23 protein-coding genes are annotated in these 19175 nt (G+C 63.7%); 6 read left to right on the top strand and 17 right to left on the bottom strand.

Annotated features, from left to right (window positions below; translation table 11 throughout):
• Entirely contained in the window at positions 1 to 951 is a 951-nt protein-coding gene (prmB, locus tag AC6H0N_RS07040) for a 50S ribosomal protein L3 N(5)-glutamine methyltransferase (RefSeq protein ID WP_497573389.1), read from the top strand.
• Positions 952 to 978: 27 nt separating this feature from the next.
• Here the strand turns inward: prmB and iscX are convergent, their stop codons facing one another.
• The 11 genes from iscX to AC6H0N_RS07095 form a co-directional block, all read right to left on the bottom strand.
• On the bottom strand, positions 979 to 1173 hold the full coding sequence (gene iscX / locus AC6H0N_RS07045) for a Fe-S cluster assembly protein IscX (RefSeq protein ID WP_497573390.1): 195 nt from the start codon (positions 1171 to 1173) through the stop codon (positions 979 to 981).
• Positions 1173 to 1511, bottom strand: a complete 339-nt coding sequence (fdx, locus tag AC6H0N_RS07050) for an ISC system 2Fe-2S type ferredoxin (RefSeq protein WP_497573391.1) — start codon at positions 1509 to 1511, stop codon at positions 1173 to 1175. Before fdx ends, iscX begins: the two co-directional genes overlap by 1 nt.
• Complete coding sequence (gene hscA / locus AC6H0N_RS07055) at positions 1508 to 3376, bottom strand: Fe-S protein assembly chaperone HscA (RefSeq protein ID WP_497573392.1); 1869 nt, start codon at positions 3374 to 3376, stop codon at positions 1508 to 1510. The genes fdx and hscA overlap by 4 nt, the downstream gene beginning before the upstream one ends.
• Positions 3376 to 3909 (bottom strand): Fe-S protein assembly co-chaperone HscB, encoded by a 534-nt coding sequence (hscB, locus tag AC6H0N_RS07060; protein ID WP_497573393.1) that lies wholly within the window; start codon positions 3907 to 3909, stop codon positions 3376 to 3378. The genes hscA and hscB overlap by 1 nt, the downstream gene beginning before the upstream one ends.
• Before the next feature lie 6 nt (positions 3910 to 3915).
• Positions 3916 to 4239, bottom strand: coding sequence for an iron-sulfur cluster assembly protein IscA (iscA, locus tag AC6H0N_RS07065; protein WP_497573394.1), 324 nt, complete (start codon positions 4237 to 4239; stop codon positions 3916 to 3918).
• A gap of 14 nt (positions 4240 to 4253) precedes the next feature.
• Positions 4254 to 4637, bottom strand: a complete 384-nt coding sequence (gene iscU / locus AC6H0N_RS07070; RefSeq protein WP_497573395.1) for a Fe-S cluster assembly scaffold IscU — start codon at positions 4635 to 4637, stop codon at positions 4254 to 4256.
• A gap of 28 nt (positions 4638 to 4665) precedes the next feature.
• Complete coding sequence (locus tag AC6H0N_RS07075) at positions 4666 to 5877, bottom strand: IscS subfamily cysteine desulfurase (RefSeq protein ID WP_497573396.1); 1212 nt, start codon at positions 5875 to 5877, stop codon at positions 4666 to 4668.
• A 34-nt stretch (positions 5878 to 5911) separates the two neighbouring features.
• Positions 5912 to 7060, bottom strand: a complete 1149-nt coding sequence (locus AC6H0N_RS07080; protein WP_497573397.1) for a cysteine desulfurase family protein — start codon at positions 7058 to 7060, stop codon at positions 5912 to 5914.
• Between the two features lie 8 nt (positions 7061 to 7068).
• Positions 7069 to 7551 (bottom strand): Fe-S cluster assembly transcriptional regulator IscR, encoded by a 483-nt coding sequence (gene iscR, locus AC6H0N_RS07085; RefSeq protein WP_497573398.1) that lies wholly within the window; start codon positions 7549 to 7551, stop codon positions 7069 to 7071.
• 99 nt (positions 7552 to 7650) lie between these two features.
• Positions 7651 to 8463, bottom strand: a complete 813-nt coding sequence (cysE, locus tag AC6H0N_RS07090) for a serine O-acetyltransferase (protein ID WP_497573399.1) — start codon at positions 8461 to 8463, stop codon at positions 7651 to 7653.
• A 40-nt stretch (positions 8464 to 8503) separates the two neighbouring features.
• Entirely contained in the window at positions 8504 to 9232 is a 729-nt protein-coding gene (locus AC6H0N_RS07095) for an RNA methyltransferase (RefSeq protein WP_497573400.1), read from the bottom strand.
• Positions 9233 to 9368: 136 nt separating this feature from the next.
• On the opposite strand from AC6H0N_RS07095, the gene AC6H0N_RS07100 reads away from it, so the two are divergent.
• The 3 genes from AC6H0N_RS07100 (at position 9369) to AC6H0N_RS07110 (ending at position 13522) form a co-directional block, all read left to right on the top strand.
• Positions 9369 to 10157: an inositol monophosphatase family protein gene (locus AC6H0N_RS07100; protein WP_497573401.1), complete on the top strand. Its 789-nt coding sequence runs from the start codon at positions 9369 to 9371 to the stop codon at positions 10155 to 10157.
• Positions 10158 to 10233: 76 nt separating this feature from the next.
• Complete coding sequence (mutS, locus tag AC6H0N_RS07105; protein ID WP_497573974.1) at positions 10234 to 12765, top strand: DNA mismatch repair protein MutS; 2532 nt, start codon at positions 10234 to 10236, stop codon at positions 12763 to 12765.
• A gap of 4 nt (positions 12766 to 12769) precedes the next feature.
• Positions 12770 to 13522, top strand: a complete 753-nt coding sequence (locus AC6H0N_RS07110; protein ID WP_497573402.1) for a fused MFS/spermidine synthase — start codon at positions 12770 to 12772, stop codon at positions 13520 to 13522.
• Between the two features lie 8 nt (positions 13523 to 13530).
• Here AC6H0N_RS07110 and dnaQ read toward each other — a convergent pair whose 3' ends face one another.
• The 3 genes from dnaQ to AC6H0N_RS07125 are packed head-to-tail and all read right to left on the bottom strand — an operon-like array spanning position 13531 to position 15441.
• The gene (gene dnaQ, locus AC6H0N_RS07115; RefSeq protein WP_497573403.1) at positions 13531 to 14241 is read right to left on the bottom strand and encodes a DNA polymerase III subunit epsilon; all 711 of its coding nucleotides are present in this window, start codon (positions 14239 to 14241) and stop codon (positions 13531 to 13533) included.
• Between the two features lie 13 nt (positions 14242 to 14254).
• Positions 14255 to 14698: a ribonuclease HI gene (gene rnhA, locus AC6H0N_RS07120; protein WP_497573404.1), complete on the bottom strand. Its 444-nt coding sequence runs from the start codon at positions 14696 to 14698 to the stop codon at positions 14255 to 14257.
• Between the two features lie 8 nt (positions 14699 to 14706).
• Positions 14707 to 15441, bottom strand: coding sequence for a class I SAM-dependent methyltransferase (locus tag AC6H0N_RS07125; RefSeq protein WP_497573405.1), 735 nt, complete (start codon positions 15439 to 15441; stop codon positions 14707 to 14709).
• Here AC6H0N_RS07125 and gloB point away from each other — a divergent pair.
• A complete protein-coding gene (gene gloB / locus AC6H0N_RS07130; protein ID WP_497573406.1) occupies positions 15440 to 16231 on the top strand; it encodes a hydroxyacylglutathione hydrolase in 792 nt (263 codons plus the stop codon). The genes AC6H0N_RS07125 and gloB overlap by 2 nt on opposite strands.
• A gap of 6 nt (positions 16232 to 16237) precedes the next feature.
• Here the strand turns inward: gloB and AC6H0N_RS07135 are convergent, their stop codons facing one another.
• The 3 genes from AC6H0N_RS07135 to AC6H0N_RS07145 all read right to left on the bottom strand — a co-directional run bounded on the left by AC6H0N_RS07135 (position 16238) and on the right by AC6H0N_RS07145 (position 18325).
• Positions 16238 to 17182, bottom strand: coding sequence for a GGDEF domain-containing response regulator (locus AC6H0N_RS07135; RefSeq protein WP_497573407.1), 945 nt, complete (start codon positions 17180 to 17182; stop codon positions 16238 to 16240).
• Between the two features lie 188 nt (positions 17183 to 17370).
• Complete coding sequence (locus tag AC6H0N_RS07140) at positions 17371 to 17850, bottom strand: FKBP-type peptidyl-prolyl cis-trans isomerase (RefSeq protein ID WP_497573408.1); 480 nt, start codon at positions 17848 to 17850, stop codon at positions 17371 to 17373.
• A gap of 13 nt (positions 17851 to 17863) precedes the next feature.
• Positions 17864 to 18325 carry a peroxiredoxin gene (locus AC6H0N_RS07145; RefSeq protein ID WP_497573975.1) on the bottom strand — a complete coding sequence of 154 codons (462 nt, stop codon included), beginning with the start codon at positions 18323 to 18325 and terminating at the stop codon, positions 17864 to 17866.
• Between the two features lie 233 nt (positions 18326 to 18558).
• Here AC6H0N_RS07145 and lexA point away from each other — a divergent pair, with 233 nt between their 5' ends.
• Positions 18559 to 19173, top strand: coding sequence for a transcriptional repressor LexA (gene lexA / locus AC6H0N_RS07150; RefSeq protein WP_497573409.1), 615 nt, complete (start codon positions 18559 to 18561; stop codon positions 19171 to 19173).
• Positions 19174 to 19175: the final 2 nt, after the last annotated feature.

The raw sequence follows: 19175 nt of genomic DNA on the forward strand, positions 1-19175 counted from the left end.
ATGCACGATCAACACTGCGACGAAAACTGCGATCACCCGGATCACGACCATGTGCACGAGCACGGTCCGCTGGCCGAGCTGGTGACCTTGCGCGACTGGCTGCGTTACGCCGTCACCCGCTTCAACCGCGGCGGGCTGCATTTTGGTCATGGCTGCAGCGATGCCTACGACGAAGCCGTGTGGCTGCTGCTGCACACGCTGGCGCTGCCGCTGGATCGTCTGGAGCCGTTTCTGGATGCCTGCATCACCGCCGAGGAGCGTGAGCAGCTGTTTGACGTGATCGAACGTCGTGCGAACGAGCGCATTCCCACCGCTTATCTGGTGAACGAAGCCTGGCTCGGCGATTTCCGCTTCTATGTGGATTCGCGTGTGATCGTGCCGCGCTCGTTCTTTGCCGAGCTGCTTGGCGACGGGCTTTCGCCGTGGCTGCCGGAACATGGTGAGGTGCATGACGTACTCGATCTGTGCACCGGCTCGGGCTGCCTCGCCATCGTGATGGGGCATGTCTTCCCGAACGCCCGCGTGGTCGCGGCCGACCTGTCCGAAGATGCGCTGGCCGTGGCCCGTCGCAACGTCGACGACTACGGCATGCAGGATCAGGTCGAGCTGGTGAAGACCGACGTGTTCTCCGGCCTGGCCGGGCGTCGCTTCGATCTTATCGTGTCGAATCCGCCGTATGTCACGCACGAGTCCATGGACGCGCTGCCCGCCGAATACCTGCACGAGCCGCGCATGGCGCTGGCTGCGGGTGAAGACGGCATGGATGTGGTGCGCCACATCATCGCCGGTGCGCGCGCACACCTCACGACGGATGGTGTGCTGGCCGTCGAGGTCGGGCACAACCGCGATCTGGTTGAAGCGGCCTTCCCTGATCTGCCGCTGGTTTGGATTCCGACTTCGGGTGGTGACGACATGGTGTTCCTGGTGCAGGCGAGTGACCTGCCCGAATGAAGAAAGGCGCCCGCGGGCGCCTTTTTTTTAGTCCATCTCGTCAATCCAGGCTTGCTGGATGCCTTCGAGAATGCGTTCTCCGCAATGTTTGGGGTCGTCGTCGAATTCGGGCAGCGCGACCACCCAGTTCATCAGATCGACAAAGTTGATTTTCAGCGGATCAACCTCCGGATGACGGTCGGCCAGCTGGATACCAATTTCCTGTACGTCAGTCCATTTCATCAGTGATGCTCCCGGGCCATGTTGATGGTGTAACGCGGGATCTCGACCACCAACGGGGTGTCGGCCACCTTGGCCTGACACGACAGGCGCGACTGCGGCTCCAAGCCCCAGGCTTTGTCGAGCATGTCTTCCTCATCTTCGGTCGCTTCGTTGAGCGAACCGAAGCCTTCGCGCACGATGACGTGACACGTCGTGCAGGCGCAGGACTTCTCGCAGGCATGCTCAATGTCGATGTCGTTGGCGAGCAAGGTGTCGCAAATGGTGACGCCGGGTTCGGCTTCGATGACCGTGCCGTCGGGACACAGCTCGACATGCGGCAGGACGATGATCTGGGTCATGTGGTGATCTCGTTGACGTTGCGGCCGGCCAGTGCCGACCGGATGCTTTGGTCCATGCGGCGCGCGGCGAAGGCGTCGGTCGCATGGGCAAGGGTTTCGATGCCGGCCTTGATGGCGCGGTGGTCAGTGCCGTCGCGCAGCTCGCGCAATTCGGCAATGGCTTGATCGATGACTGCGCGTTCGTCGGCCGACAATAGTTTGCCGTCGATCCACAGCGCGTGTTGCGTGGCTTCAATGACGCGGTCGGCCTCGACGATCTGCTCACGCAGCGCGCGCGCGTTCATGTCTTCGCCGGCGTGTTCCATACCGGCGCGCAGCATGTCGGCGATCTCGTCGTCCGACAGACCATAGGAAGGCTTGACCGCCACGCTGGCCTCGACACCCGAGGACAGCTCTTGGGCGGATACCGCCAGCAGGCCATCGGCGTCGACCTGAAAGCTCACACGGATGCGCGCCGCGCCTGCCGTCATCGGCGGAATGCCGCGCAGTTCGAAGCGTGCCAAGGATCGGCAGTCGGCGACGAGTTCGCGCTCGCCCTGCACGACGTGGATGGCCATGGCGGTCTGGCCGTCCTTGAAGGTGGTGAACTCCTGCGCGCGCGCAGTCGGCAGCGTCGAGTTGCGTGGCACGACGCGCTCGACCAGTCCGCCCATGGTTTCCAGCCCCAGTGACAGCGGAATGACGTCGAGCAGCAGCCAGTCTTCGCCGTCCTGGCGGTTGCCGGCGAGTACGTTGGCCTGAATGGCTGCGCCCATCGCCACCACCCGGTCGGGGTCGAGGTTGTTGAGCGGTTCGCACTGAAAGTATTCGGCTACGGCGCGCTGGATCTGCGGCATGCGCGTCGCGCCGCCGACCATCACCACACCCTTGATGTCTTCGGCCCCCAGGTCGGCATCACGCAGCGCCTTGCGTACCGGCGATAGCGTGCGCTTGACCAGATCGGCGCTGATGCGCTCGAAGGTTTCACGCGAGATATCGAGCTCGACCTTTTCGCCGGACGACAGGCTGAGGCGCAGTACGACTGCTTCGGCGCCAGTCAGTGCTTCCTTGGCATTGCGCGCGGCGTCGAGCAAGGCGCGCACGTCGCGTTCGTCAGCGGGCGTGACACCGGCGGTTTCGCACACCCAGTCATACACACAGTGATCGAAATCGTCGCCGCCAAGCGCGCTGTCACCGTTGGTCGACAGCACTTCGAAAATGCCGCGCGAGAGCTTGAGAATGGAAATGTCGAAGGTGCCGCCGCCGAGGTCGTACACGGCATAGACGCCTTCGGAAGCGTTGTCGAGGCCATAGGCCACGGCGGCCGCCGTCGGCTCGTTGAGCAGGCGTAACACGTTGAGGCCGGCAAGCTGCGCGGCATCCTTGGTGGCCTGGCGCTGAGCGTCGTCGAAATAGGCCGGCACGGTGATGACCACGCCGGTCAACTCGCCGCCGAGGGTGGCTTCGGCACGGCGCGCGAGCGTGCGCAGGATGTCGGCCGACACCTCGACCGGGCTCTTGACACCTTGAGCGGTGCGGATGCGCAGCATGCCCTCGCCTTCGACGAAATCGTAGGGCGCGGACGCGGCATGCCGGACGTCGCTCAGGCCGCGGCCCATGAAGCGTTTGACCGAGACTATGGTGTTGCGCGGGTCCGTCGCTGCCGCTGCGGCCGCTTCGTGGCCAACATCGGTAGCGCCATCGGCGCGGTAGCGCACGACGGAGGGCAGGATCACCCTGCCCTGCTCGTCGGGCAAACAGTCGGTCGTACCGCTGCGCACGGAAGCGACCAGCGAATTGGTGGTGCCGAGATCGATGCCCGCCGCAAGCCTGTGTTTGTGCGGCTCGGCCGCAAGGCCGGGCTCGGCGATCTGAAGTAATGCCATCAGTTGTCCAGCGCCTCGAGGGCGTCGTCAATTTCGTGTCTGAGCTTGTCGAGGAACATCAGCCGGCGCGCGGTATCGGCGGCTTCGCCGTAGGCCTGCTCATCATCAATCAGGCGTTCCAACTCACCGAGCAGTTCGCGGGTCTGGGTACGCAGGCGCTGATGCAGATGCTCAAGTTCACTCGCGTCAGCGGCCGTTTCGGCCTCCTCCACTGCTTCACGCCATTCCATCTGTTCCATCAGAAAGGCGGGAGACATCGCGGTGTTGGTTTCGATGCCGAGATCGATGCCGGCCAACTCGATCAGATAGCGAGCGCGCGCCAGCGGGGCTTTCAGCGTGCTGAAGGCTTCGTTGACACGCGTGGCCCACTGCATGGCGCGGCGACGGTCCGCATCCGGCAGATGAGCGTGGCGATCAGGATGAACACGCGTATGCAGCTCGTGGTACGCCGCTTCGAGCGCCGCTTCCTTGATGCGGAAACGGCGCGGCAATCCGAAAAGGGCGAAGAAATCCTGCTGCAGATCAGTGGTCATCAGGGCTCAGACGTTAAAGCTCTCGCCACAACCGCAGGCGTCCTTGACGTTGGGGTTGTTGAACTTGAAACCTTCGTTGAGCCCTTCGCGCACGAAGTCCAGCTCGGTACCTTCGAGGTACGGCAGGCTCTTCGGGTCGACCACGACACTCACCCCGTGGCTCTGGAACACGAAGTCTTCGGGCTGCTGCTCGTCAACGAACTCCAGCTTGTAGGCCATACCCGAGCATCCGCTCGTGCGCACGCCGAGGCGGATGCCGAGGCCCTTGCCACGCTTCGAGAGGTAGTTGCTGACGTGCTGTGCAGCTTTTTCGCTAAGGGTTACACCCATGCTGGCCTCCGTTTTCAGACTTCGCGCTTCTTTTTGTAGTCGGCCACAGCCGCCTTGATGGCATCTTCAGCCAGGATCGAGCAGTGGATCTTGACCGGGGGCAGCGCCAGTTCTTCGGCGATCGCGGTGTTCTTGATCTCGAGCGCCTGATCAACGGTCTTGCCCTTGACCCATTCGGTCACCAGCGAGCTCGACGCAATGGCCGAACCACAGCCGTAGGTCTTGAACTTGGCGTCCTCGATGACGCCATCAGCGCCGACCTTGATCTGCAGCTTCATCACGTCGCCACAGGCCGGAGCACCGACCATGCCGGTACCTACGCCGTCATCGTCCTTGGCGAACGAACCGACGTTGCGCGGGTTCTCGTAGTGGTCCAGAAGTTTTTCGCTATATGCCATGGTGAATCTCCTTCGGTTTCCGGCCGGCTCAGTGAGCCGCCCATTGTACGGTATCGAGGTCTACGCCTTCCTGCACCATCTCCCACAGCGGGGAGAGTTCGCGCAGCTTGCCGATGCGCTTCCTGAGCAGATCGATGGTGAAATCGATTTCTTCGACCGTGGTGAAACGGCCGATCGTGAAACGGATCGAGCTGTGCGCCAGTTCGTCGTTGCGGCCCAGCGCGCGCAGCACGTAGGACGGCTCCAGGCTGGCCGAGGTGCAGGCCGAGCCGGACGACACCGCGACATCCTTGATCGCCATGATCAGCGACTCGCCTTCGACATAGGCGAAGGAAATGTTCAGGTTGTGCGGCACGCGATGATCAGCGTCGCCGTTCACATAGACCGCTTCCATGTCGCTGAAGCCGTTCATTAGACGGTCGCGCAAGCTGCGAATGCGTTCCATCTCGCTAGCCATTTCCTCGCGCGCCAGACGGAACGCTTCGCCCATGCCGACGATCTGGTGCGTGGCCAGCGTGCCCGAGCGCAGACCGCGCTCGTGGCCGCCGCCGTGCATCTGGGCCTCCAGGCGCACACGCGGCTTGCGGCGCACGTACAGCGCACCGATGCCTTTCGGGCCGTAGGTCTTGTGGGCCGAGAACGACATCAGGTCGACCTTCAGCGTGTTCAGGTCGATGGCGACCTTGCCGGTGGCCTGCGCGGCATCGACGTGGAAGACGATGCCCTTCTCGCGACAGAGCTCGCCGATTTCGGCGATCGGCTGAATCACGCCAATCTCGTTGTTGACCATCATGATCGAGATCACGATGGTGTCCGGGCGGATCGCGGCCTTCAGCGCATCGAGGTCGACCAGGCCGTTTTCCTGCACGTCGAGATAGGTGGCTTCAAAGCCCTGACGCTCGAGTTCGCGCACGGTGTCGAGTACCGCCTTGTGCTCGGTCTTGAGCGTGATGATGTGCTTGCCCTTGCCCTGATAGAAGTTCGCCGCGCCCTTGATGGCGAGGTTGTTCGATTCGGTGGCGCCCGAGGTCCACACGATCTCGCGCGGATCGGCACCGACCAGCGCAGCGACTTCTCCGCGCGCATCTTCGACAGCCTTCTCGGCTTCCCAGCCGTAAGCGTGCGAGCGGCTCGCCGGGTTGCCGAACTGTTCGGTCAGCCACGGGATCATCTTCGCTGCAACGCGCGGATCCACCGGGGTGGTGGCCGAATAGTCGAGGTAGATCGGAAACTTCAGCATCGTGTTTCTCCGTAAAACCTGGTGTTGTCGTTGTTCAGACCGCAATCGCGGCCAGACTTCTCAGTTCCTGTACCTGCCGGGCAAAGCCGGCGGCAAAGCGTTCAATGTCGTCAGCGGTGGTGCTGCGCCCGAGGCTGACGCGCAAGGCGTTGCGTGCGAGTTCAGGTTCGACGCCCATCGCCATCAGCGTGTGCGACGGCTCCGGGTTGGCACTGGAGCAGGCCGAACCACTGGCGCATGCAAAACCGGCACGATCGAGCTTGGCGACCAGGGTTTCACCATCAATGCCTTCGATGGTGAAGAAGCTGGTGTTCGGCAAGCGCTCAGCGTCCAGCGCGAAAATGCGCGCACCCAGACCAGCCAGCGAGGTCTCCAGTCGCTCACGCAAGACCGTCAGGCGGCGCGCTTCCATTTCGACTCGCTTCACTGCAACTTCACATGCCACGCCAAATCCGACGATGGCGGCGACGTTCTCGGTGCCGGAACGCAGCCCGCGTTCGTGGCCTCCGCCGGCGATCAACGGCGCAACTTCAACCCTCTTGTCGAGAATCAGTGCGCCGGCGCCCAGCGGGCCGCCGATCTTGTGGGCCGAAACCGTCAAGCCGTGCACGCCGAGACGGCGGAAATCCACTGCAATCTTGCCCAACGCCTGCACAGCGTCCGTGTGGAACCAGGCTCCCGCCCTGCCCGCTTCCGGCGCGAGGCGGTCAATCGCCTGCAGCACGCCGGTTTCGTTGTTGGCGAGCATTACCGACACGATGGCCGGCTTGGCTTCAAGCACCTCGGCCCAGTCGGCAGCGTCAATTCGGCCGGCGTAATCCACCGCGATCTCTCGCAGCGTCCAGCCTGCCCGGCGCAAAGCCTTGGCGGGCTCGCGCACACACGGATGTTCAATGGCGCTGATCGCCACCAGACCCGGTTTGCGACATGCGGCAACACCCTTGATGAACAGGTTGTTGGCTTCCGACCCGCAGCTGGTAAAGACCACTTCTGTGGCATGCGCGCCAACGGCTGCAGCAACCTGTGCCCGAGCCTCGTCAATCGCGGCACGCGCCTGACGACCGTACTCGTGCCGGCTCGACGCATTGCCGAAGCGAGCGTCAAGCCACGGCAGCATGGCTTCGCGCACCACCGGATCAAGCGGCGTGGTGGCGTTCCAGTCGAGGTAGGTCGGGGCAAACATGGCGTTTCTCAGACCGCAGCGGCCTCGCGCAGCGAAATCGTCGCGCGGCGGCGTACGTCCTTGATGACGTTGACTTCAGAGTCGGCCTTGATCTCGTGATTGACCAGCGCCAAGAGCGTGACCGAGTCCAGATATTCGTACATACGCTTGTTCAGATTGGTCCACAGATCGTGTGTCATGCAGCGCTGTTCGTCATGACAATTCTGCTTGCCACCGCATTGCGTGGCATCCAGCGGTTCATCCACGGCGACGATGATGTCGGCAACCGTGATGCCGTCCATGTCGCGCGCAAGTCGGTAACCGCCGCCCGGGCCTCGAACGCTGGAAACCAGCTTGTAGCGACGCAGTTTTCCGAAGAGCTGTTCGAGGTAAGAGAGCGAAATCTTCTGACGCTCAGCGATGCCCGCCAGGGTGACGGGCCCTTCGCCTTCACGCGATGCAAGATCGATCATCGCGGTTACCGCGAATCGGCCTTTTGTGGTCAGTCTCATGGTGGGTCCTCGTGCTGTGCAGCGGGTCGGTGGAATACCTGATGGTTTCGGTCAACTATACCGGTTCCCGACAAAAACGGTCAACTACTGGAACCCGCGTTAATCCACCATTTTCGATAGCCGGCCGGCATCGAAATCATCGTCTTTTTCAATCGTCTCATCGATCTGGATGCCCGCCTTCTGCAGGCGATCGACCAGCAGGTGAAAACGCTTGTCGGTCTCGACCGTATGGTCCAGCAGCGCATGCAGCGCCTTGGCCAGCGGATCGTCTATGCCGCGCGTGATGCCATAGGCCGAGAAGCCGATCTGCTCGGCCTTCTTCTCGCGCTCCGCGTCACGCTCGTCGCGCTCTTCCTTGCGTTCGTTGTCGAGAATGCGCGCCGGGTTGCCGACCGCGGTAGCGCCCGCCGGCACCGGTCGGATCACGACGGCGTTGGACCCGATTCTGGCGTTGTCACCGACCTCGAAGCCCCCCAACACCTTGGCGCCTGCGCCGACCACCACACATTTGCCCAAGGTCGGGTGGCGTTTGGCGCCGCGATACAGCGAGGTGCCGCCGAGCGTGACGGCTTGATAGATGGTGCAGTCATCTCCGACCTCTGCGGTTTCGCCAATGACTACGCCCATGCCGTGATCGATGAACACCCGACGACCAATCACCGCGCCCGGATGAATCTCGATACCGGTCAGGAAGCGGCTGATGTGGCTGACGAAGCGCCCCAGCCAGTAAAGCTCGCGCTTCCAGGCCCAGTGGGCGAAGCGGTGCATGGCCAGCGCATGCACGCCGGGATAGCACGTCAGCACCTCCCAGGTCGAACGCGCGGCGGGGTCGCGTTCGCGGACACTGGCAAGGTCTTCACGCAGACGGCTGAACATGAACGGTGTCTCCCGGAAAAATGCTCGTACGCCCATAACTGCGGGCGGAGCGGGACGATTTCAATAGTCGAGTATTTTAATCAGGTTTGCGCTGCAATGCAGCCACGATGCCGCGCAGGATGTTGATCTCGTCGCGCTCCAGGCGAATTCGCCCGAACAGCCGACGCAGGCGCGGCAACAGGCGGCGCGAAGTGGCCGGGTCGTAAAAACCCGAGTCACGCATGGCTTCTTCGAGGTGGCCGTAGAAGCCTTCCACATCTTCAAACCGTGCGGCGTCTTCCGGCGGCATCTGCGGCGCAGACTCATCAAGAGCGGCCAGGCGCAGCTCATAACAAAGCAGTTGCACGGCGGCGGCCAGGTTGAGTGAGGAGTACGCAGGGTTGGCCGGAATCGTCACCGGCATGCCGCACAGCGCCACCTCGTCGTTGGTGAGCCCGCTCGACTCGGTGCCGAACACCAGCGCCACATCGCCGCCCTGCGCATAGCGCACCAACTCGGGCGCGGCTTCGCGCGGCATCAGCAGCGGCAGCGACAGCTCGCGTCGGCGCGCAGTGAGTGCCGCGGAGAAGACCGTGCCTTCGAGTGCGTCGGCCAGCGTCGGCACCACGACGGCGTTGTTCAGCACGTCCAGTGCGCCGGACGCACGGGCGTCGGCGACCGGATCAGGGAAGGAATCAGGCGCGACCAGCACGAGGCGCGACAGCCCCATGGTTTTCATCGCACGCGCTGCGGCGCCGATGTTGCCAGGGTGGCTGGTGCGCGTGAGGACCACGCGAATGCGCTCGAGCAGAGGAGTGTCTTGCATCGGATACCTGATTCGGGTTCCACGGTGCCGCATTCGGGACCGTAAGAAGGGGTTTGCGGTTAGAATGCGCGGCTATCCAAGATCATCATTTCTGCGGCTTCCAATGGTGTATCCGCAGCAACCGAGAACCCGTTCCATGCATCCGACCCTGAACATCGCCGTCAAGGCTGCCCGCCGCGCCGCGAGTGTAATCAACCGCGCTTCCACGCAGCTTGATCTGCTCACCGTGCAATCGAAATCACCCAATGATTTCGTTACCGAAGTCGATCGCGCCGCCGAAGTCGCGATCATCGAAGTGCTGCGCGAGGCCTATCCGGAGCACGCGATTCTAGCAGAGGAGTCAGGCCGTTCCGGCGAGTCGGAGTACTGCTGGATCATCGACCCGCTCGATGGCACCACCAACTTCATCCACGGTTTTCCGCAGTACGCGATCTCGATCGCGCTGGCGCGCAACAACGTCCTTGAACAGGCCGTGATCTACGATCCCGTGCGCAACGAGATGTTTACCGCCTCCAAGGGCGCCGGCGCTTTCCTGAACGATCGCCGCATCCGCGTTTCGCGTCGCATCAAGCTGATGGATTCATTGATCGGCACCGGTTTCCCGTACCGTCAGAACGACAACATCGAAGCCTATATCGGCGCCTTCCGCGAACTGTCGCAGAAAACCGCCGGCATTCGCCGTCCTGGTGCCGCTGCACTGGACCTGGCCTATGTCGCCTGCGGCCGCCTCGACGGCTTCTGGGAAGCCGGCCTGAGCAGCTGGGACATGGCAGCCGGCGCGCTGCTGATCATGGAAGCCGGTGGCCTGGTGTCCGACTTCGGTGGCAACAGCGCTTACCTCGATACCGGCCGCGTAGTGGCCGGCACGCCGAAGGTCTTCGCACAACTGTTGCCGATCGTGCAATCGCACATGGGCAGCAACTGAGCATCTGCCCGCCTTGAGCCGAGACGCCGCCAAACCCGCCTTCGACGAAGCCTCCATCGCCGGCCACACGCCGATGATGCAGCAGTATCTGCGTCTCAAGGCGCAGTACCCCGACCTGATGCTGTTCTATCGCATGGGGGACTTCTACGAGTTGTTCTTCGAGGATGCCGAGAAGGCCGCGCGCCTGCTCGACATCACGCTGACCACGCGCGGCCAGTCCAGCGGGCAGCCGATCAAGATGGCCGGCGTGCCTTTTCATGCAGTCGAGCAGTATCTGGCGCGACTGGTGAAGATGGGCGAATCGGTCGTGATCGCCGAGCAGGTCGGCGAGCCCGGCGCTACCAAGGGGCCGATGGAGCGTGCGGTCAGCCGCATCGTCACGCCCGGCACGCTGACCGACGCCGCCCTGCTCGATGACCGGCGCGATGCGCTGCTGCTGGCGCTGACCCTGCAGCGCGGCACGCTGGGTCTGGCCTGGTTGAATCTGGCTAACGGCGACCTTCGCGCCATGGAATGCCCGGCTGAGCAGTTGCAGAGCCAGTTCGAGCGCCTGCGTCCGGCCGAGGTGCTGATTCCCGACGGGCTCAGCCTGCCCTTTCTCAGCGCCCTCACCCCGCCACCGCGCCGTCTGCCCGAATGGCAGTTCGACGCCGGCAATGGCGAGCGCCTGCTGACCGGTCACTTCGGTACGCAGGACCTGGCCGGTTTCGGCGCTGAAGGACTAGCCGCCGGGCTGGCTGCACTGGCCGCGTTGTTCGAGTACGCACGCGGCACGCAACGCCAGACCCTCGAGCACGTCACCGCGCTGCACGTTGAGCGCGAATCGGCGTATTTGCGGCTCGATGCGGCCACGCGGCGCAATCTCGAACTCACCGAAACCCTGCGCGGCGAAGCTTCGCCCACCCTGCTCTCGCTGCTCGACTGCTGCGCCACGAGCATGGGCTCGCGCTGGCTGCGCCACGCCCTGCACCACCCGCTGCGCGACCGGCAGCTTGCGGCCCGGCGGCATGCGGCCGTGGCGGCATTGATCGGCGAAGGCGACGGACGCCGGCTGGGCGACGTGCGCACCGCATTGAAGGGCATCGCCGACGTCGACCGCATCACCGCCCGCGTGGCCTTGCGCAGCGCCCGACCGCGCGACCTCTCCGCGCTGCGCGATGCGCTGGCCGCATTGCCGACGCTGCAGGCGGCCATCGGCGAATCCGATTCCGAGCTGCTGTCGGGCGTGCGCGCCGACATCGCCCGCCCGGATCGCGCGTTCGAGTTGCTGTCGCGCGCCATTGATGTCGAACCGGCCGCCATGGTGCGCGACGGCGGCGTGATCGCGCCCGGATTCGATGCCGAGCTGGATGAACTGCGCGACATCCAGAGCAACTGCGGCGAATTCCTGATGGCGCTCGAAGCGCGCGAGCGCGAGCGCAGCGGCATTGCCGGCCTGAAGGTGGAATACAACCGTGTGCATGGCTTCTACATCGAGGTCAGCCGCGCGCAAGCCGACAAGGTGCCGGACGATTACCGCCGCCGCCAGACGCTGAAGAATGCCGAGCGCTACATCACGCCCGAGCTGAAAACCTTCGAAGACAAGGCGCTGTCCGCTCAGGACAGAGCGCTGGCGCGCGAGAAGATGCTCTACGACGAAGTGCTCGAAGCGCTGGCCGGCGAAATTCCGCCGCTGCAGCGCATCGCGCGCGCGCTGGCTCTGCTCGACGGGCTTGGCGCCTTTGCCGAGATCGCGCTGCGCTACAACTACAGCCGGCCGGTATTCGTCGATCAGCCGGGGCTGGAGATCGAGCGCGGTCGCCATCCGGTGGTCGAGCGTGAAGTCGACAATTTCATCGCCAACGACTGCCGGCTCGGCCCCACGCGCCGCATGCTGATGATCACCGGCCCCAACATGGGCGGTAAATCGACCTTCATGCGGCAGGTTGCGCTGATTGCGCTGCTGGCGCATGTCGGCGCCTTCGTCCCCGCTGCGGCAGCGCGCATCGGCCCGACCGACGCCATCTTCACGCGTATCGGCGCGTCGGATGACCTCGCTTCCGGCCGCTCGACCTTCATGGTCGAAATGACCGAGGCCGCCGCCATCCTGCACGGGGCGACCGAGCACAGTCTGGTGCTGATGGATGAAATCGGCCGCGGCACCTCGACCTTCGACGGTCTGGCGCTGGCCTTTTCGATCGCGCGCCACATGCTCGCCCACAATCGCTGCCAGACGCTGTTCGCAACGCACTACTTCGAGCTGACGCGTCTCAACACCGATTTTGCCGAGTGCGTGAACGTGCATCTGGACGCCGTCGAGCACGCCCACCGCATCGTCTTCCTGCATGCCGTCGAGGAAGGCCCGGCGAGTCAGAGCTACGGGATCGAGGTCGCCGCGCTGGCCGGCGTGCCGGCGCCGGTGATCCGAGAGGCGCGCAAACGCCTGCGCGCGCTGGAAAACCGCGAGGTCGGCGGCGGTCCGCAATCGGACCTGTTTGCCGATCTGCCCGACGACGAGCCGCAGACCCTGTCCCATCCGGTACTGACCGCGCTCGACGAAATCGACCCCGACAGCCTGACCCCGCGCGACGCGCTGGAGCGGCTGTATCTGCTCAAGCGAATGCTCTGAAACCGTGGCAACCCAGATCGATGTGAGCGAAGAAGCCGGCGTGCGCTATCTGCACTTCGGTTCCGACTGGATCCAGGGCGCCATGCGCCTGCAGGACCCGAACGCGCTGGAACTGCAATACACCCGCGAAATGATGGCCGGCCTCCTGCTGAGCGAACAGGATTGGCCGCGCACGGCGCTGGCCATCGGTCTGGGCGCGGCTTCGATGACCCGCTTCATCTATCACCACTGCCCGCAAACCCGCCTCAATGTGGTCGAGATCGAGCCGCGCGTGGTGGCCGCAGCGCGCCACTTCTTCGAGTTGCCCGAGCCCGGCCTGCGACTGACCGTCGAGATCGGGGATGGCGCCGAGTACATCCAGCATGGCGAACGGCGTTTCGACTACATCCTGGTGGACGGCTACGACGCCAAAGCACGCAGCGGCGCGCTCGATACGGTGGCCTTCTACTCGGCCGTGCGGGCGCGGCTGAGTCAGCGCGGCCTGATGGCCGTAAATCTGTTTGGCAGTTCGCGGGGTTTTGACGCCAGTCTGGCGCGCATCTGCGAGGTCTTCGGCGAACGTGTGCTGGCCTTTCCGTCGTGCGACAGCGGCAACGTCATCGTGTTTGCTGCGGTCGGCGAGCCAATCGAATTGCAGATGGCCGACATGCGCGAACGTGCGCGGGCGCTGAAAGCCCGCACCGGGCTGGATTTGCTGCCGACTGTTTCGCGGCTGGAACAGGCTGGCCAGGTGCCGGGGGGCGTGCTGACGTTCTGAGCGTTTAGCTACGTCCCGTCAGTCGGCGCCCACAAGCAACGTCCGCCTGCAGCCTTGGTGACTTCCGCCAGCACGCGCTGATGCGCTTCCAACTCGGCCTCTTTGGCGCGCAGCACTTTCAACGCCGGCCGCTCAGCCAAAACTACGGTCGAATCGGCTCCATGGGCCGGGCCGCTATCGTCGAGCCCGATGATCAGGCTCTCCTGGCCGCGCGTCATGGCCAGATAGACCTCGGCCAGAATCTCCGCATCGAGCAGCGCGCCGTGCAGTGTGCGATGCCCGTTGTCGATCTCGTAGCGATCACACAAGGCGTCGAGCGAGGCCTTCTTGCCGGGGTTCTGCTCCTTCGCCATGCGCAGTGTGTCGACGACACCGGCACAGATCGTCGCGAGCTTCTGCCGCCCCAGACGCGACAATTCGTTGTCGAGAAAGCCAACGTCAAACGGCGCGTTGTGGATCACCAATTCAGCGCCGCGCACGAACTCTTCGAATTCGCCGGCAATGTCGGAAAACTTCGGCTTGTCGGCCAGGAAGTCGAGGTTGATGCCGTGCACTGCCTCGGCTTCAGCGTCGATCTCACGTTCCGGGTTCAGATAGACGTGGTAATGCCGGCCGGTAAGGCTGCGGTTCAGCATCTCCACGCAACCGATCTCGATCACGCGATGGCCGTTGCGCCAGTCGAGGCCGGTGGTTTCTGTATCGAGCAGGACTTGTCTCAAGGCTGCGTCTCCGTCAGTTGCCGCGGATCGATTCAACGCCGCGTCGCGCCAGCGCGTCGGCGCGTTCGTTCTCGACATGGCCGGCGTGGCCTTTCACCCAGATCCACTGGATCTGGTGCGCGCTTGCGGCGCGGTCAAGCTCCTGCCACAGATCGGCGTTCTTCACCGGCGCCTTGGCCGCGGTTTTCCAGCCACGCGCCTTCCAGCTGTGAATCCACTCCGAAATGCCTTTCTGCACATACTGGCTGTCGGTGTGCACGCGCGCCGAAACCGGTCGTTTGAGCAACTCCAGCGCCCGGATCACCGCTAGCAATTCCATGCGGTTGTTGGTGGTGTGGGCTTCGCCGCCCCAGATTTCCTTCTCGTGGCCGCCCGCGCGCAAGATCGCGCCCCAGCCGCCAGGGCCGGGGTTGCCGCTGCAGGCCCCGTCCGTGTAGATGTCGACGCTGTCCGTCATGCCTTGCCTTATGTCCTGTTTTTCTGTGCGATGCGCCGACCGCGCGCAATCGGGGCCAGTGCCTTGGCCGATGCCTTGCGGTCACGCCACTTCGGGGTGATCAGACGCATGCCCTGCACGCGCTTCACGGCGTGAATCACGAAGAAGCCGCCACACACGGGCCACCAGCGCTTGCCGGCGCGCTCCATGAACTGCCAGCGTTCCTGCCATTTCGGCGAGCGTGCTGGTGGCGCATGGCAGCCGAAACGGGTGACCTCGATTTCGAAGCCGAGCAGTGTAAGCCAGTCGCGCAGGCGCGGAACCGAAAAGTAATGCCCGCGCCACGGATATTGACCGCGCCCGCGTGAGCACAATCGGCGCGCGCCAAACAGGCTGAACGGATTGAAACCGGCAATGACGATGCTGCCCTCGGGCACCAGAACCCGTTCGACTTCGCGCAGGATGTGGTGCGGATGGCGCGCGAACTCCAGTACGTGCGGCAGCACCACCAAATCCAGGCTGGCCGTGGCAAACGGCAGCTCAAGTGGGTCGGCTCGCACCGCTGCCGGTCCGTCCCGATCGCAGGCGAAGCGGTGGGCAATGCGGTTGGCGCGCAGCAGGTCGTGCATTGGCAGGCCCAGCTGCAATGCGTTATAACCAAACACATCCGCCACCACGGCGTCGATGCATTCCTGCTCTCGTGCGAGCACGTATCCGCCCTGGGGGCTTACGAACCATTCCGACAGACTTGCATTGGACGACATGAATTTTCCTGCTTCCGATAGCGGCGATCTGGCCGTATTGCCGCTCCCCGCATTCAACGACAACTACATCTGGGCCCTGCGCCGGGGCAATCTGGCCGCGGTGGTCGATCCGGGCGATGCGCAGGTCGTTGAGGACTGGCTTGCGGACAACGGCATCGACCTTACCGCAATTCTGATAACGCATCATCACAGCGACCACACCGGCGGCATCGCTGCGCTGACGGCGCGGCGCGACATCCCGGTTTACGGCCCTGCCGCCCACGATATTCGCGGGGTTACCGCGGGCGTGGCCGATGGTGACCAGATCGCCGTACCCGAACTCGGATTGCGCTTCGAGGTGCTCGAAGTGCCCGGCCATACGGCAACGCATATCTCCTTCCTCGGTCACGGCATGCTGTTCCCCGGCGATACGCTGTTTTCGGCCGGCTGCGGCCGTTTGCTGGGGGGCACGGCAGAGCAACTGCATGCTTCGCTTGAGCGCCTGAAGCAGTTGCCGGGCGAGACCCGCGTGTATTGCACGCATGAGTACACGCTGGCCAACCTGAAATTTGCGTGTGCTGCAGAGCCGGACAATGCCGAGCGCGATGCCTGGTTCAAGCACTGCAAGGCCTTGCGAGCAGCGGGCGAGCCAACGCTGCCGAGCACCATCGAGCGCGAACGCGCGATCAATCCATTTCTGCGTATCGAAAATGCTGCGGTGATTGCCAGCGTGACAGGTCATTCAGGGGCTCAGCCGCGCGATGCGCAAGACTGCTTTACCCGCCTGAGAGCCTGGAAGGACAACTTCTGAAGAGCTTCAGTCGGCCTGCACGATGCGGTCGCGGCCGGCATGCTTGGCCTTGTACAAGGCCTCGTCCGAGACGGTGATGAGCATTTCATGGCCTGCCTCGTCACCGCGCTCCGGCACCGCGGTGGCGACGCCGATACTGATGGTCAGGAACGGTGATACCGAGGAGTAACCGTGCGGAATCGCGGCTTCCCGAACGGCAGCAACCAGGGTGTTTGCGACCTGGAAAGCGCCATCGGGGTCGGTTTCCGGCAGGATCACGGCAAACTCTTCGCCACCATAGCGTGCCACCAGATCTGAGGGGCGCTTGAGCGAAGCTTCCAGCAGACGCGCCAGATCCTTCAGGCATTCATCGCCGGAAAGGTGGCCATTGCCGTCATTGAAAGGCTTGAATTCGTCGACATCAATGAGCAGCAGGGATAGCGGATGCGAGCCGCGGGCGGCCCGCCGCCACTCATGCTGCAGCGCCTCGTCGAAACGCCGCCGGTTGGCCACCCCGGTCAGTCCGTCGATGGCATTCAGGCGTTCCAGCTCGCGGTTGGCCTCGTCGAGCTTGCGGGTCAGTTCCACCAGCGTGGTGCGCATGGTGGCAATGCGCCGCATGGCGTCGACCTTGGCGCGCAGCACGATCTCGGACACGGGTTTGATCAGGTAGTCGTCGCCGCCGGCGGCGATGCCGTGGGCGAGGTCTTCATCGTTGGCGCGTGCAGACAGGAAAATGATCGGGGTCCATTCGACCCCCTTCTCGCGCTTGCGAATGCTCCGTGCCACGTCGAAGCCGTCCAGGTCCGGCATGATCACATCGAGCAGAACGAGATCGGGCTTCTCCCGCATGAAGGCTTTGATGCCTTCCTCGCCGTTGCGCGCATGTACGGTGGAAAGCCCCATTTTGCCAAGCATCTGGCAAATCAGCGTTGCGCTGGTGACGGTATCCTCTACGACCAGTACCTTCATGCGGTGACTTGATCCACGCGGCTGTTTCCCTTGATTGATGGCGAATTGTGCCATATCAGCCATTTCGGGCAGCGGCACCCCGGCTCGGTCGTGACAAAAACCACGCCTCTCACGTGGAAAATGTCGCTCCGTTTGTGCGCCAACAAAAAAGGCCGCTTACGCGGCCTTCTGGCAAGCGGCAAAACCGCTCAGTGGTGATGGCCCCCGGCGCCATGCACGTGGCCGTGCGACAGCTCTTCGGCGGTGGCTTCGCGTACATCGGCGACCTTGCCGTCAAACACCAGCGACATGCCGGCCAGCGGGTGATTGCCATCCACCACGACCTTGCCGTCCTGGATGTCGGTAATGCGGTAGACCATGTCTTCTTCGCCGTCTTCACCGACGCGCTCGAAAGCCATGCCGACTTCGATGTTCTCGGGGAACTGTTCAAGGCCCTCGATCATGACCAGCTCTTCGTCGTAGTCGCCGAAAGCGTCTTCCGGTTGCAGCTTGAGGGTGAAGCTCTCACCGGTGTTCTTGCCGTGCAGCGCTTCCTCGATGATCGGGAAAATGCCGTCGTAGCCGCCGTGCAGATACACCAGCGGGTTCTTGCCGTCGTCGATGAGGTTGCCGTCGCTGTCCATGACCTTGTAGTCCAGCGTAACGACCGTGTTCTTGATGATTTGCATATGCGGGTTCCGTTCAGAGTTTGCAGAGAGTTTGCAGGACTTCGGCGACGTGATCACGTGGCGCAACGTTGCGAAATATGTGGCGGACGACACCCTGCTTGTCGATTACGAAACTTGTCCGCGTCACGCCGGTCCGGACAATGCCGTCGACCGTACGTGACTCCCATACACCGTAGCGTCTGCAGATATCGATGTCCTCATCTGACAGCAGGCGCACCGACAGACCATGCAGGTCGCGGAACTCGGCGTGGGTCAGGCAATCATCCGGGCTGACTCCGACCACGCTGCAATCGAAGCGCTCGAAGTCATCCACGTGATCACTGAAATCGACCGCCTGGCGCGTACATCCCGGCGTGTTGTCGCGCGGATAGAAGTACAACACCACGTTACGTATGCCGCGCATGGCTGCGAGATCGAAGACCTCCATGTCGGCATCGGGCAGAGCGAAATCCGGGGCTCGATCACCAACGCGCAGCGTTCGGCCCTCCTGACGTGGGCGCGATTCTAGCCCGGAACCGGCTCGAACTCCAGGCAAATGGACCGCAGCATGGACTGGCATGGTGGCCTCCTCCGGACCGTCTTGGTACTAAAGGAATAGACCAGCATCCCATCTCGCTCAAGCAGGGAAAACCCGCCGGCGGGTCTTGCGTGACGCGCATTACTGTTTAAAATTACAGTCCCCGGCAACCCTCCGAGACAGGCCCTCGCATGTCCTCTTCCGACCGCGCGCTGACCGCGCGTCAGCAGGAAATACTCGATTTCATCCGCGACACCGTATCGCGCAGCGGCCGCCCGCCAACCCGCGCCGAGCTGTGCACGGCCTTCGGTTTTCGCTCGCCGAACGCCGCCGAGACCCATCTGCGTGCGCTCGCTGCCAAAGGCGCCATCGTGCTGGAAGAAGGCCGTGCGCGTGGCATCCGGCTGGCCGACGGCGTCGGGCTGCCGCTGATCGGTCGCGTCGCCGCCGGCTCGCCGCTGCTCGCCATCGAACACGTTGAATCGCGCCATGCCATCGACCCCGCACTGTTCTCGCCGCGCGCCGATTACCTGCTGCGCGTGCGCGGCATGAGCATGCGCGACGCCGGCATTCTCGACGGCGACCTGCTCGCCGTGCACGCCACGCCCGAAGCGCGCGGCGGGCAGATCGTGGTTGCGCGCGTGCAAGACGAAGTCACGGTCAAGACCTTCCGCCGTCGCGGCGCCATCGTGCAGTTGTTGCCGGCCAACGCCGAATTCGCGCCCATCGTGGTCGACACCCGGCGCGAGTCGCTGGCCATCGAAGGTGTGGTGGTCGGCCTGATCCGCAACGGGCTGCCGGCCTGATC

This window comes from Pseudazoarcus sp. NS34 (assembly GCF_059703725.1).

What these genes read in the sequence shown, in the direction of transcription:
- iscU (WP_497573395.1), bottom strand. Translation starts at nt 4,637, where the DNA reads ATGGCATATAGCGAAAAACTTCTGGACCACTACGAGAACCCGCGCAAC.
- iscR (WP_497573398.1), bottom strand. Translation starts at nt 7,551, where the DNA reads ATGAGACTGACCACAAAAGGCCGATTCGCGGTAACCGCGATGATCGAT.
- hscB (WP_497573393.1), bottom strand. Translation starts at nt 3,909, where the DNA reads ATGACCACTGATCTGCAGCAGGATTTCTTCGCCCTTTTCGGATTGCCG.
- cysE (WP_497573399.1), bottom strand. Translation starts at nt 8,463, where the DNA reads ATGGGCGTACGAGCATTTTTCCGGGAGACACCGTTCATGTTCAGCCGT.
- lexA (WP_497573409.1), top strand. Translation starts at nt 18,559, where the DNA reads ATGTCCTCTTCCGACCGCGCGCTGACCGCGCGTCAGCAGGAAATACTC.
- AC6H0N_RS07095 (WP_497573400.1), bottom strand. Translation starts at nt 9,232, where the DNA reads ATGCAAGACACTCCTCTGCTCGAGCGCATTCGCGTGGTCCTCACGCGC.
- AC6H0N_RS07125 (WP_497573405.1), bottom strand. Translation starts at nt 15,441, where the DNA reads ATGTCGTCCAATGCAAGTCTGTCGGAATGGTTCGTAAGCCCCCAGGGC.
- AC6H0N_RS07100 (WP_497573401.1), top strand. Translation starts at nt 9,369, where the DNA reads ATGCATCCGACCCTGAACATCGCCGTCAAGGCTGCCCGCCGCGCCGCG.
- AC6H0N_RS07135 (WP_497573407.1), bottom strand. Translation starts at nt 17,182, where the DNA reads ATGAAGGTACTGGTCGTAGAGGATACCGTCACCAGCGCAACGCTGATT.
- iscA (WP_497573394.1), bottom strand. Translation starts at nt 4,239, where the DNA reads ATGGGTGTAACCCTTAGCGAAAAAGCTGCACAGCACGTCAGCAACTAC.
- AC6H0N_RS07080 (WP_497573397.1), bottom strand. Translation starts at nt 7,060, where the DNA reads ATGTTTGCCCCGACCTACCTCGACTGGAACGCCACCACGCCGCTTGAT.
- AC6H0N_RS07140 (WP_497573408.1), bottom strand. Translation starts at nt 17,850, where the DNA reads ATGCAAATCATCAAGAACACGGTCGTTACGCTGGACTACAAGGTCATG.
- mutS (WP_497573974.1), top strand. Translation starts at nt 10,234, where the DNA reads ATGCAGCAGTATCTGCGTCTCAAGGCGCAGTACCCCGACCTGATGCTG.
- hscA (WP_497573392.1), bottom strand. Translation starts at nt 3,376, where the DNA reads ATGGCATTACTTCAGATCGCCGAGCCCGGCCTTGCGGCCGAGCCGCAC.
- AC6H0N_RS07075 (WP_497573396.1), bottom strand. Translation starts at nt 5,877, where the DNA reads ATGCTGAAGTTTCCGATCTACCTCGACTATTCGGCCACCACCCCGGTG.
- fdx (WP_497573391.1), bottom strand. Translation starts at nt 1,511, where the DNA reads ATGACCCAGATCATCGTCCTGCCGCATGTCGAGCTGTGTCCCGACGGC.
- gloB (WP_497573406.1), top strand. Translation starts at nt 15,440, where the DNA reads ATGAATTTTCCTGCTTCCGATAGCGGCGATCTGGCCGTATTGCCGCTC.
- rnhA (WP_497573404.1), bottom strand. Translation starts at nt 14,698, where the DNA reads ATGACGGACAGCGTCGACATCTACACGGACGGGGCCTGCAGCGGCAAC.
- iscX (WP_497573390.1), bottom strand. Translation starts at nt 1,173, where the DNA reads ATGAAATGGACTGACGTACAGGAAATTGGTATCCAGCTGGCCGACCGT.
- prmB (WP_497573389.1), top strand. Translation starts at nt 1, where the DNA reads ATGCACGATCAACACTGCGACGAAAACTGCGATCACCCGGATCACGAC.